12 protein-coding genes are annotated in these 12,005 nt (G+C 54.9%); 7 read left to right on the forward strand and 5 right to left on the reverse strand.

Annotated features, from left to right (window positions below):
- Positions 1 to 233 precede the first annotated feature (233 nt).
- Positions 234 to 926 (forward strand): YetF domain-containing protein, encoded by a 693-nt coding sequence (locus AC6I77_RS04910; RefSeq protein WP_003854056.1) that lies wholly within the window; start codon positions 234 to 236, stop codon positions 924 to 926.
- 14 nt (positions 927 to 940) lie between these two features.
- Here the strand turns inward: AC6I77_RS04910 and AC6I77_RS04915 are convergent, their stop codons facing one another.
- Positions 941 to 1,675, reverse strand: a complete 735-nt coding sequence (locus tag AC6I77_RS04915; protein WP_003854055.1) for a GNAT family N-acetyltransferase — start codon at positions 1,673 to 1,675, stop codon at positions 941 to 943.
- A gap of 188 nt (positions 1,676 to 1,863) precedes the next feature.
- Here AC6I77_RS04915 and AC6I77_RS04920 point away from each other — a divergent pair, with 188 nt between their 5' ends.
- Positions 1,864 to 2,070, forward strand: coding sequence for a hypothetical protein (locus AC6I77_RS04920; RefSeq protein ID WP_003854053.1), 207 nt, complete (start codon positions 1,864 to 1,866; stop codon positions 2,068 to 2,070).
- Between the two features lie 64 nt (positions 2,071 to 2,134).
- Here AC6I77_RS04920 and AC6I77_RS04925 read toward each other — a convergent pair whose 3' ends face one another.
- Positions 2,135 to 3,328: a zinc-dependent alcohol dehydrogenase gene (locus AC6I77_RS04925; protein ID WP_003854051.1), complete on the reverse strand. Its 1,194-nt coding sequence runs from the start codon at positions 3,326 to 3,328 to the stop codon at positions 2,135 to 2,137.
- A gap of 150 nt (positions 3,329 to 3,478) precedes the next feature.
- The gene (locus tag AC6I77_RS04930) at positions 3,479 to 4,069 is read right to left on the reverse strand and encodes a hypothetical protein (RefSeq protein ID WP_003854049.1); all 591 of its coding nucleotides are present in this window, start codon (positions 4,067 to 4,069) and stop codon (positions 3,479 to 3,481) included.
- Between the two features lie 364 nt (positions 4,070 to 4,433).
- Here AC6I77_RS04930 and AC6I77_RS04935 point away from each other — a divergent pair, with 364 nt between their 5' ends.
- From AC6I77_RS04935 to AC6I77_RS04950, 4 genes are all read left to right on the forward strand, one after another.
- Positions 4,434 to 5,720: an HAAAP family serine/threonine permease gene (locus AC6I77_RS04935; RefSeq protein WP_003854047.1), complete on the forward strand. Its 1,287-nt coding sequence runs from the start codon at positions 4,434 to 4,436 to the stop codon at positions 5,718 to 5,720.
- 235 nt (positions 5,721 to 5,955) lie between these two features.
- On the forward strand, positions 5,956 to 7,053 hold the full coding sequence (locus AC6I77_RS04940) for an ABC transporter substrate-binding protein (protein WP_078804186.1): 1,098 nt from the start codon (positions 5,956 to 5,958) through the stop codon (positions 7,051 to 7,053).
- Positions 7,054 to 7,324: 271 nt separating this feature from the next.
- Entirely contained in the window at positions 7,325 to 7,789 is a 465-nt protein-coding gene (locus AC6I77_RS04945; protein ID WP_078804187.1) for an RcnB family protein, read from the forward strand.
- Positions 7,790 to 7,890: 101 nt separating this feature from the next.
- Positions 7,891 to 8,727 carry a Cof-type HAD-IIB family hydrolase gene (locus AC6I77_RS04950; RefSeq protein ID WP_110411591.1) on the forward strand — a complete coding sequence of 279 codons (837 nt, stop codon included), beginning with the start codon at positions 7,891 to 7,893 and terminating at the stop codon, positions 8,725 to 8,727.
- 108 nt (positions 8,728 to 8,835) lie between these two features.
- Here AC6I77_RS04950 and AC6I77_RS04955 read toward each other — a convergent pair whose 3' ends face one another.
- Positions 8,836 to 9,984 carry an iron-containing alcohol dehydrogenase gene (locus AC6I77_RS04955; RefSeq protein ID WP_039659295.1) on the reverse strand — a complete coding sequence of 383 codons (1,149 nt, stop codon included), beginning with the start codon at positions 9,982 to 9,984 and terminating at the stop codon, positions 8,836 to 8,838.
- Positions 9,985 to 10,276: 292 nt separating this feature from the next.
- Between AC6I77_RS04955 and gntT the strand changes: the two genes are divergently transcribed.
- Positions 10,277 to 11,593 (forward strand): gluconate transporter, encoded by a 1,317-nt coding sequence (gene gntT / locus AC6I77_RS04960; protein ID WP_003854041.1) that lies wholly within the window; start codon positions 10,277 to 10,279, stop codon positions 11,591 to 11,593.
- Positions 11,594 to 11,704: 111 nt separating this feature from the next.
- Here gntT and AC6I77_RS04965 read toward each other — a convergent pair whose 3' ends face one another.
- Positions 11,705 to 11,950 carry a hypothetical protein gene (locus AC6I77_RS04965; RefSeq protein ID WP_003854040.1) on the reverse strand — a complete coding sequence of 82 codons (246 nt, stop codon included), beginning with the start codon at positions 11,948 to 11,950 and terminating at the stop codon, positions 11,705 to 11,707.
- Between the last annotated feature and the right edge of the window lie 55 nt (positions 11,951 to 12,005).

The following is a 12,005-nucleotide window of genomic DNA, read 5'->3' on the forward strand; positions in this document are numbered from 1 at the left end:
TTTCATAATCTGTTTGATAAGCGCAACGTGAACAGCGTCAGCGCTATTTTCAGCTTTATTAACCTTTTCCTTCACATGCAGAGAGGTCAGACTCACCCGCTTTTACGTTACAGCTTCGCTTGCCTTTTGGCGGGCTGGCGACAAGATTTACTTATCACTGGCCTGAATCTGCGGGTCATCAACGGAGGGCTGCGATAATGCGCGTTCCCTTAAAACAGGATGTTTAGCAGACTATGTTCTCATTCGACTGGCACCGTTTCTTACTCAACGATCAACCGGCCACTTTTTTATTTGAGGTGGTGGCGCGGGTCCTGATCGCATATCTGGTGGTATTCACCTTTTTGAAAGTGTCTGGACGACGCGGCGTGCGCCAGCTGTCCCTGTTCGAACTGGTGGTCATCCTGACACTGGGCTCGGCATCGGGTGACGTCACATTTTACGATGATGTACCGGTGTTGCCGGTCATTATGGTGTTTGTGGTGCTTCTGGCCCTCTACCGCCTGACGACCTGGCTGACGGCACACAGCCCGCGCTTTTCACGATTTATTCAGGGCGACGTCATTACGCTGATTAAAGATGGGTTGTATGTGCTGGAAAGTCTGGATCGGCTGAATATTTCCGAAGATGAGTTCTTTATGGAGTTGCGGCAGAGCGGCGTGGAGCATTTGGGACAGGTCCGGCTGGCGCTGGTGGAGGTCGACGGTCAGCTTAGCCTCTATTTCTATGATGATAATGAGATGCGCGCCGGGCTAAGCATACTGCCGCCGGAGCATCGGCAGGATTACAGTACGGTGCCGATCAGCGCCCTTTACGCCTGCACGCATTGCGGGCAAACACAGAGGATAGAAGCCGGGCAGCCGGCCGTCTGTCCGCGCTGTCAGCGGCAGCGCTGGTCTGCGGCACTGAGCGTGCGTCGGCTGCATTAATGGCCCGTGCCTGCTTAACCTTTCCGGCTTGTCGCGTCAGTATCGCCCCGATGAGCACCGGCGAAACAGGCGCTGAGTGAGCGCTTTTGCTCTCCTTCGGCGGTGAAATTATCCGCGCTCAACCAGGCGTTCAGGGCGCGCTGAACGTCTGGCCATTCCCGATCAATCATCGACAGCCAGTCGGTATCCCGATTACGCTGTTTTCGCGTCATGACCTGACGAAAACGGCCCTCAAATCGAAACCCCAGCCGTTCTGCTGCGCGTCGTGACGCCACATTGGTTGAATCACAGCGCCACGCGACTCGCCGATACCCCAGCGAGAAAGCCTGTTGCAGCAGCAGAAAAATCGCCTCGCTGCCGATAACACTACGCTGCATCAGCGGCGACCAGGTGACGTGACCGATTTCAAGGGTGCCATGTTCGGGTTCAATGCTGGCGAAGCAGACCACACCGCAGGGCTGCTGATTCGGCGTGCAGACAGTGAAGGGTACCAGGGCTTTATCAGCAACTTTATCCGCAATCCAGCGCTGCATCTGCATCAGCGAAGCGGGCCGCTCTGCGCTCAGCCAGGTCCAGTCGCGATCATCCGGTGCCAGCATAAAGGCCTGTAACAGCGACGCCGCATGTTCCACGCTAAGCGGTAAAAGAAGGCAGTGCTGTCCCTGGAGAGGAACGCCGTGAGGTCTGGCGACCGGCTGCCAGTCGGGCAACGCTTCACCGACCGGCTGATCAAACTGATTGATGTTCACTGGCATCCTCCTGAAGGGAATAGGGACGGGAAGCGGGAAAACTTTCGAGCTGTACTGACGGGCTATCCTGAACCGCGAGTAAACCCGTCGCAGCTTGTTCCCGCTACCCACATAACTTTGCCTGTTACTGACAGAAAATGAAAACCCTTCAGGCAGCATAGCGACACCGAATTCATTGAGGTGTGCGTATGAAAGTGAGGCTGGCCAGTACATTACTGTTTTTGCTGTTATCGTTTGGCGCGTTTTCACAACAGGTGATCAGTGAAAGTCATCCCCATTCACGCAGTGCGCGACTGCTCGAGCAGGGGAGTCAGGTGGACACGGCGGATTCGCCGGATGAACATCTGCTGGAGCGGCGGGAGTGGCGAAGCAGTCTGGAGCGTAAGCCGTTTTGAAATGAATTCCCCGGCAGAGTTCTCTGCCGGGGAGCAGGGAATGTGGCCCTGCTGGTTCATGTGACTAAATGGTGGCCTGGGAGGCTGCCATGCCAGGCACCAGAATCACCTTGCGACACTCCTCTTCGCGTTTTGCGAAAATATCGTAGCCGCGTGCGGCATCTTCCAGCGGGAGATGGTGAGTTATAATCTCTTCCGGCGTCAGATGGCCCTGCTCAATCAGCTTCAGCAGGTCAGGCAGATAAGCATGGACATGCGTCTGTCCCATCTTAAAGGTCAGCCCTTTGTCGAAGGCATCGCCAAACAGAAAGCCGTGAATAAATCCTGCGTAGACGCCTGGCACGCTGACGATACCGCCACGTCGCACTGCAGCAATACACTGACGCAATGCTTTGCCGCTACTGCCTTCCAGCTTGAGATTGGTGAGCACGGTCTCAGTCATGCTGCCTTTTGCCTCAAACCCGACGGCATCAATTACGGCATCTACACCGCGATTGCCGGTACTGTGTTCGATAATCCAGCCAGCCGGATCATCAATTTCATCGAAATTAATCGGGATTACGCCGTAACGTTCGCGGGCAAAGTTTAAGCGGTAATTATTATGGTCAATCATGTAGATCTGTTCGGCACCCTGCTGGCGGGCGCAGGCAGCACTGAGCAGGCCAACCGGTCCGGCACCGAAAATTGCCAGGCTGGAGCCCGGCTTGACCTCAGCGTTTTTCACCGCCTGCCAGGCAGTGGGCAGAATATCCGACAGGAACAGCACTTTTTCATCCGACAGCACCGACGGCACTTTGAACGGGCCTGTATTGGCTTTGGGCACACGGACATATTCCGCCTGGCCGCCAGGCACACCGCCATAAAGCTTGCTGAACCCAAACAGCGCCGCAGGTGGCGTGATGTTTTTGCGGTTCAGGATGGCGCCTCGTCCGCTATTGGTATTTTCACAGGCGGCATACTGACTCATGAGGCAGAAAAAGCAGTCGCCACAGGCGATAACAAAAGGGATGACAACCCGATCGCCTTTGGCCACGGCGGTCACGGCGCTTCCGGTCTCAACCACTTCACCCATAAACTCATGACCAAAGATATCGCCATGCCCGGTCCCCGGGATTTTGCCGCGATAGAGATGCAGGTCTGAACCGCAAATAGCGGTAGCGGTCACACGCAGGATAATATCATCGGCGGCTTCCAGTCCCGGATCGGGCACGTTATCCACACTGACTTTATGGGGACCATGATAAGTTAATGCTTTCATCTCTTCATCTCCTGCTGACAAGGGAATGGTGGTCAGGCCAGAAAGCGTGACTACCCGCGGGAAAGACTCAGGGAACCTGAAATCGCAACCTGCCTGAAGTGTAGTAACCCTTTGAGGAGTAAGCAGAGCGGTGCATATGACTGACCTGTATCAGCCGGGCTGACAGGGCGGATGCAGCTGGATCGTAGCGACCGGGGCGGAGGCCGAATCGGGCTGCCAGCGGGCCAGATCGGCAAAGGCACGACGATAAACCGTATCGATCTGCGCCGGAACCTGTTCGATGTAGTGAAACGCATGCTCGCGTGTTTCACCGGTGAGATTCTGCAAATAGTGCCGTGCGTCATCCAGCGTGGGGATCTGGCCTTCCGTTCCCGCCATGCGGGCGGGCAGACCGGTCCAGATTAATCCTTCAATGCCTTTCGTCTGTGCCCACTCCGCCAGCGGTCCGGTTGCGTTCTCTGTCACCGTAATCATGCCGATGCCATCGACGCGGCTGTCCGGAATCGCCTCACGAAGGCGCAATGCACGGCAGGCGCTCTCCAGTGACGCCGTGTTTAACCAGGCCCAGAGTACCTGCACCGGTTTTGCGTTCAGACAGATTGCGGTCGAGAGTTCACCGCCGTCAGCGATGCGCACAAATTCAATCGGTACCGCAGGACCATCATGATGCCACGGACTGGCCACTGGCAGGTCGCCGGTTTTCCAGATTAACGATCCCCATCCCAGGCAGGCAATCTTCATTTTCATCTCCTTTGCATCTGTCGGCGTGATCGCGACAGCGTGAGGTAAAGCGTAGTCCGTTATGCTGAATCGTTGCAGGGATCACCTTTTTAAGGGGGTAAAACCGCCACATAAATGGCATGATCGCCGTGCAGTCGTCTTGCACGATATGACGGATTTTTGCGCAACACATGCGAGTTTATCTTCGTTACTTGAAGTTTTATCGTCATGTAGTGTAAAAAGTGGCGCACGCAATCGATTACCTAGGCGCGGGCGGATCAGCGTTACCCTTCACTGATCCGCTTGCAGCAGAGGCGGAGAGCGGGAGAGACCTTTTCCTGCCTGTTGGCTCAAATTAATGGCGGCTTTTAACACGGAAAATCTGATGAAAACCACGCAAACGGGCACGCTGGGTGCGCTTGAGAGTGACGTCGATACGGGATGGCGTAAAACCGACACCATGTGGATGCTGGGTTTATACGGCACGGCAATTGGCGCGGGTGTACTGTTCCTGCCAATTAATGCGGGTGTCGGCGGTCTGATCCCGCTGATCATTATGGCGGTGCTGGCTTTTCCGCTGACCTTCTTTGCGCACCGCGCTCTGACGCGCTTTGTGCTCTCCGGTAAAAATCCGGCCGGTGATATCACTGAAGTGGTCGAGGAGCATTTTGGCATCGGCGCGGGCAAGCTGATTACGCTGCTCTATTTCTTCGCTATCTACCCGATACTGCTGATGTACAGCGTGGCGATTACCAATACGGTAGAGAGCCTGATGGTGCATCAGCTTGGCCTGGTGCCACCGCCGCGTGTGCTGCTGTCGCTGCTGCTGATTGTCGGACTGATGACCATTGTGCGTTTCGGCGAGAAGATGATCGTGAAAGCGATGAGCGTGCTGGTTTACCCGTTTGTGGCGGTACTGATGCTGATGGCCTGCTACCTGATTCCACACTGGCACGGCGCGGCGCTGTCGACCCTTAACGTTCAGCCTGCGGGCAGCAGCCTGTGGATGACGCTGTGGCTGGCGATTCCGGTGATGGTCTTCTCGTTTAACCATTCACCTATCATCTCTTCCTTTGCGCTGGCGAAGCGCGAAGAGTATGGCGATGCCGCTGAGAAAAAGTGTTCGCGCATTCTGGCCTGTTCGCACCTGATGATGGTAGTGACGGTGATGTTCTTTGTGTTCAGCTGCGTGCTGAGCCTGTCGCCCGAAGATTTACACGCTGCCAAGGCGCAGAACATCACCATCCTTTCTTATCTGGCTAACCATTTTCAGGTGCCGATGATTGCGTGGATGGGGCCGCTGATTGCCATTGTGGCGATCACCAAATCATTCCTGGGTCACTATCTGGGTGCGCGCGAAGGATTTAACGGTATGGTCAATAAGGCGTTGCGCAGTCGCGGTAAGACCATCGCGCCAGCCAGACTGAATCGCCTGACGGCACTCTTTATGCTGCTGACCACATGGCTGGTGGCGACGCTGGACCCGAATATTCTCGGCATGATTGAGACACTGGGCGGACCGATTATTGCCATGATCCTGTTCCTGATGCCGATGTATGCCATCCAGAAGGTGCCCGCGATGCGTAAATACAGTGGTCACATCAGCAACCTGTTTGTTGTGTTGATCGGACTAATTGCTATCTCTGCAATCTTCTATTCGCTGGTGAAGTAACACGCAACAGGCGCATCTCAGTCACGCTGAGACGCGCCTGCTTTCCTGCCCGCCACTCGCCGTTCTTACTCTCCTCCTCCGCAATTCTGCGCCATCGCTTCGTGATTTCAGCCAGCAGTCGCGTTCCTGATCTTCTCTGCCAGTAGCATCCGGTCAGCAATTTTTACATTTGTTACGTATTCGCATGGTAAAGTAAACGCGAATAATTATTATTCCTTTATGGGACAGGAGAAAAATGAAAATCGGGATTGCTGCAGCTACCACACTTTTACTGTCAACGGCCTGTGCGGCTACCACCTATCCGGTCACCGTGACCGACATGGATGGCCAGAAAATTACGCTGCAAAAAGAGCCGCAACATGTAATTTTGCAGGATGGGCGCGACGTGATGTCGCTGGCACTACTGGATCGACAGAATCCGTTTCAGCGGGTTGTCGCCTGGAACAACCTGCCGAAAAAGCAGGACACTCAGACCTGGGACCTGCTGAAGCAGCGCTGGCCGCAGGCCGCATCCATTGTGGATATGGGCTTTAACGATCAGGGACAGGTCAATCTGGAGAGCGTGCTGGCTCAGCAGCCCGATATGATGATTGCCCAACTGCGTGCCAAACCGGCCCTGATGCAGTCAGGCGTGCTGGCGACCCTGAAAAATCTGCATATCCCGGTGCTGTTCCTGGATGATGAACTCCATCCAAAAGAGAATACCCTGAAGAGTGTGAAAGTGCTGGGCACCGTTCTGAACCGCGAAGCCGAAGCAAAAGCCTACGCAGATTTTTACCAGCAGCGCTGGGAGATGCTTCAGCAGAAGATTGCGCAGGTGCAGCACAAGCCGACAGTGTTTATTGAGCCAATTGCCGGCAACAGCGATAACTGCTGCTTTACCCACGGTCATAACGGCTGGGGCGCACTGGTAGAAGCGGTCGGTGGAAAAAATATCGGCTCAGCGTTACTGCCCGGCAGTTCAGGATTTGTGTCGCTGGAGAAGATTATCGCCATGAAGCCGGACGTCTACATCATGACCGGCTCTAAACGCCCGAACAGCAACGTGCTGCCGTTTGGCTACGGTGCCAGCCAGGCCGACGTGACCGCCACCTTTAACCGCCTGCAGAGCCGTACCGGTCTGGAGCAGATCGAACCGATAAAACAGAAGCGGGTGTATGGCGTTTATCACCATTTCTATAATCACCCTTACAACATTATCGGAATGGAAATTCTGGCAAAAGATCTCTATCCGGAGTTGTTCAGGGATCTGGATCCGACGGCTGATTATCACCACATTGTGACGCACTTTACCGGGTTACCGGACGCGCCAGTGATCCTCAGTACGCCATAACCGGATAACGCGTCAGAGAGCGATTCAGCATCCTGACGCATCTCAACGCTTAAACAGTCAGCCTGATGCGTGATTATCAGGCTGACTCTTTGATATCTGGATTACGTCAGGAAAGCTGTCCGGATATGACGCGTGTTAAGAAAGCGCTAAGCAAGCGTAATAGTGTGTAAGTTACCGGATTTTAAGACTTTTGAAGATGTCTCCCGCCACAATTATTGCCATCATGCCAATCAACGGTGCCTGAACAGCCGTTATTTTCGGAGGCAGTATCATGAAAAAAACAACACTTACGCTTATCGCTTCACTTTTGACATGCAGCACACTCTTTTCTCAGGCCTCACGGGCAGACGATCACGGAGACGCACCGCGTATGCCGGTACCACATCAGAATGATGATCATCGTCCTGACAATCGCGGTCCTGACCAGAATCGCGGCCGCGACAATCGCGATCATGATATGGGCAATCATCGCCCGGATCAGGATAACAAACGCCATGGCAGAGAGGGCCGCAATGAACGGGACCATTTCGCCTGGCAGGGGCACGACTTCCGTCGCGGCCATCCTGTTCCGCCAGAATATCGCGGTGACCATTATCGTGTAGCCGACTGGCATGAACGCGGTCTGCGTGAACCGCCACGTGGTTACCACTGGGCAAACATTGATGGCAACTATGTGCTGATTGCTGCCGCGACCGGGGTGATTACCGCGCTGGTGCTGAATAGCGCCCTGAACTGATTCCCGGGGGATGGCTCAGGCCATCCCTCTTTCTTTCCGTTTTGCTGCGCCAGCGGCTATCCTGAGACTCCACTCTGAAATTTCCTGTGTAAGGAGTCATGATGACGACGGTTAAGATGGTTGCGGTAGATATGGATGGCACGTTTCTGGACGATAACAAGCAGTATAATCGATCCCGTTTTCTCGACGGCTATCAGCAACTCACCGCCCGTGACATCAAATTTGTGGTAGCCAGCGGCAATCAGTATTACCAGCTCAAATCCTTCTTCCCGGAGATCGCCAGCGATATCGCTTTTGTGGCAGAGAACGGCGCATGGATTATTGATCGTGATGAGGAGCTGTTTTGCGGTGCCTTTGAACGACGTGATGTGGAAGCGGTCATCGACACTCTGCAAAACGGCAACTATCCCGGCCTGCGTTACCTGCTGTGTGGACGTGACAGCGCGTATTACTTCGAGGGCATGGAAGAGACCTGGCTTAAGAAGATGCGCCACTACTGTCACCGGCTGAAGCCGATTCATCATCTGAATGAGGTGCAGGATGACAGGCTGTTTAAGTTCGCACTGAATCTGTCTGACGATCACATAGAAGCACTGATGGCGGATATTGAGCGTTTGCATCAGGGCCGCGTGGCGGCGACCTCCAGCGGTCACGGTTCGGTAGATTTGATCGTGCCGGGAAATCATAAAGCGCACGGTCTGGATCTGCTGGCTCAACGTTGGAGGATTACGCACGATCAGGTGCTGGCCTTCGGCGATGGCGGTAACGATCTGGAGATGCTCAAACAGTCCGGCTTTAGTTTTGCCATGGGCAACGCGCCAGAGCGGGTAAAGCAGGCGGCGCGCTTTGAAGCACCCTCTAACAACGAGCAGGGCGTGCTGCAGGTGATTGAGCAGATGCTGGCAGGTGAGGGGCCTTTTAGCGCCAGAGAGGCTTAGCCTCGCGTCTCAGAGCGCGGATGCAACAGAATTGCGCTGAGCGGATGCCTGACCTGCCAGGGCTGGCAGGTCAGAATTGCCGGAACCGGGAAGCGAGATTCGCGTTGATCACGCCGTGATTTGCCAGGCCTGCGTAATCATCGTCTGCATCTGTTCGTGGCTGTAATTTACCAGCGAGTTTTTGCTGTTGGCACGCGCCAGAATCCACTCGACCTCGGTGCGGCTCAGTGTGGGGCCATCCTGCCAGAACGGGGTGATCGACTGCGCCTGCAGCCACTGCTTCAGAAACTGTGCCGGTGAATCCGTGGTTTCGCTGAAAAGTTGTGGGTGTAGCTCGGCCATCAGCTTTCGCTGCAGCGGCTGCTCGCTATCAGACAACAGATCCAGGAACGGAAACAGAAGCCGTCCGCATACTTCTCCGTGATGGAACGGTTTTATCGCCCCCAGTTCTCCCGCAATACCATGGATCACGCCGAGACCCGCACTGCTGAGACTGACACCTCCCAGCCACGACGCCATCATCATCGCTTCTCGTGCCTCATCACCAACCGCATCCTCGCGATTGAGTGCAGGCCAGGCCTGAATAAACTGACGCAGACCGGTCAGCGCCAGCTGTCGGGTGAAGAGATTGCCTTTGCTGGAGAGATACGCTTCGAACAGGTGGGTAAAGGCATCAATTCCGCAGGTCGCCAGCACAGAGTCAGGTGCACCTTTCAGCAGATCCGGGTCAAGAATCGCCACCTCTGGCACAAAGACCGGGTGGCGCAATGACGCTTTGATTTGAATGTCCTGCTGATCGGTTACCACCGCATTTTGCGTCACTTCACTGCCGGTCCCGGCAGTAGTCGGAACAGCAATCAGCGGCAACGTGATGGGCTGAACGGCGGTGTCACCCACTTTTTCCAGATAACGGGCGACAGGTAACGGATGCTGTACCATCGCACTGAACGCTTTCGCCGCATCCAGCACACTCCCTCCACCAATCGCGACTACCCGATCAACATGCCCGCGCCAGCGCGCAACCCAGCCATCAATTTCAGTGGGTGAGGCTTCATGGCTGACAATTTCGTAGCCAATAATGTGATCGTTGAGGCCAGCTTTCAGCCGGGCGTAGGCCGGGCCCTGCAGGAAAGATTGTCCGCAAAACAGCAGGGTAGGCTGTGAACGGGCGGCCAGCAGCGGCACCAGCTTATCCAGACTACCGCGGCCAAAAAGGGTTCGTTGATTACTGTACAGCTCACTCAGGTTCTCACTCACCAGTGCATCCTTTTTACATTTCACTAAAATCTGAGTGTAACGAAAAGCGCGGCGTCGACACTGGCAAACTTTCTGATAACGCATCGGCAAAAAGTTGATCACCTTCGCAAAACAGAAATTCACCGTCGGCGGGGTGATGCTTTCCTGCCGATGTTACCCTTAACATGTTATCGGTAACAGCGTTTGTCGGGATGTGTAAACATCTTACAAAGGCACTGTTTTGTCGCCCTACGGGGATCATGATAATAAATCGACACCGTATTCCGTTCGGTGCACAAGGTGGAGAAAAGCTATGCCATTACTCTATGTGGCGATCGGCGTCGCGCTACTGTTGCTGCTGATGATTCGCTTTAAGCTCAATGGATTTATCGCGCTGATCCTGGTGGCGCTGGCCGTCGGCGTGATGCAGGGCATGCCGGTGAATAAAGTTATTACCTCAATCAAAGCGGGTGTAGGTGGCACGCTGGGCAGCCTGGCGTTGATCATGGGCTTTGGTGCCATGCTCGGTAAACTGCTGGCCGATTGCGGCGGGGCGCAACGTATCGCGACCACCCTGATTGAGAAATTCGGCACAAAGCACATTCAGTGGGCGCTGGTGCTGACCGGTTTTATTGTCGGATTTGCGCTGTTCTATGAAGTCGGCTTTGTACTGATGCTGCCGCTGGTATTCAGCGTGGCGGCGTCGGCGCGTGTGCCGCTGCTCTATGTCGGGGTGCCGATGGCCGCTGCTCTGTCCGTGACGCACGGTTTCCTTCCGCCCCATCCGGGTCCAACCGCCATTGCCACGCTGTTTAACGCAGACATGGGTAAAACGCTGCTGTTTGGCACGCTGCTGGGTATCCCTACGGTGATTCTGGCAGGTCCGGTCTACGCACGTTTCCTGAAAAATATCGATAAACCGATTCCACAGGGGCTCTATAACCCGAAAACGTTTACCGAAGCGGAAATGCCCAGCTTTGGCGTGAGTGTCTGGACGGCACTGGTACCAGTGGTGCTGATGGCGCTGCGTGCCGTGGCGGAGATGCTGCTGCCAAAAGGCCACGTGCTGCTGCCCTATGCGGAGTTCTTTGGCGACCCGGTCATGGCGACCCTGATTGCGGTGCTGATTGCCATCTTCACCTTTGGACTGAATCGTGGCCGCACGATGGAACAGGTGATGGATACCCTGACCGACTCGATCAAAATCATTGCCATGATGTTGTTGATCATCGGTGGTGGCGGTGCCTTTAAACAGGTGCTGGTGGACAGTGGCGTAGATAAATATATCGCCAGCATGATGCACTCAACGCAGCTGTCACCCATCTTTATGGCGTGGTCGATTGCCGCAGTGCTGCGTATTGCGCTGGGCTCTGCCACGGTAGCAGCGATTACTGCCGGCGGTATTGTTGCACCGCTGATTGTTACCAGTGGCGCCAGCCCGGAACTGATGGTGATCGCCGTGGGGTCCGGCAGCGTGATCTTCTCTCACGTTAACGACCCTGGATTCTGGCTGTTCAAAGAGTATTTCAACCTGACGATTGGCGAAACCATTCGCTCCTGGTCTGCGCTGGAAACCATTATTTCGGTTTGTGGCCTGGTGGGTTGCCTGTTGCTCTCCTGGGTGATTTAACCTGTCGTCGCTGGCAAATCTGTCAGCGGCTCTCTGTTCTGACCGGGTGCACGACGTTAAAACTAAAATGGGCCGCAAGTGCGGCCCAGGCTGTCACTTAACTCTGACGCCTTAGTGAGGCGGTTCAAAACCGGCTTTCACCATCTCTTCCCGCAGCGCACGTGCAATTTCACGGTTGCCGCCAGTGACCGGGTAGATCACGTTATTCACCACATCATCAAGATAGTGCTCGTCAAACTCCTGCATAGAGAGCTGCGTGCCGCCTTCATCGTTGATGGCGAAAGAACCTCTGATGTGGTTACCGCTGTTTTTGGCCTTAAGGCTGTAGCGGCCCATGCTGGTATTAATCGTGCTCATAAGATCTCCTCGCGACTCATTTCAGTCTCATCACTATTGAGGCCTGCCTTGCCGC

The sequence above is a fragment of the Pantoea sp. X-Soil-ISGK-259 genome (assembly GCF_059730705.1).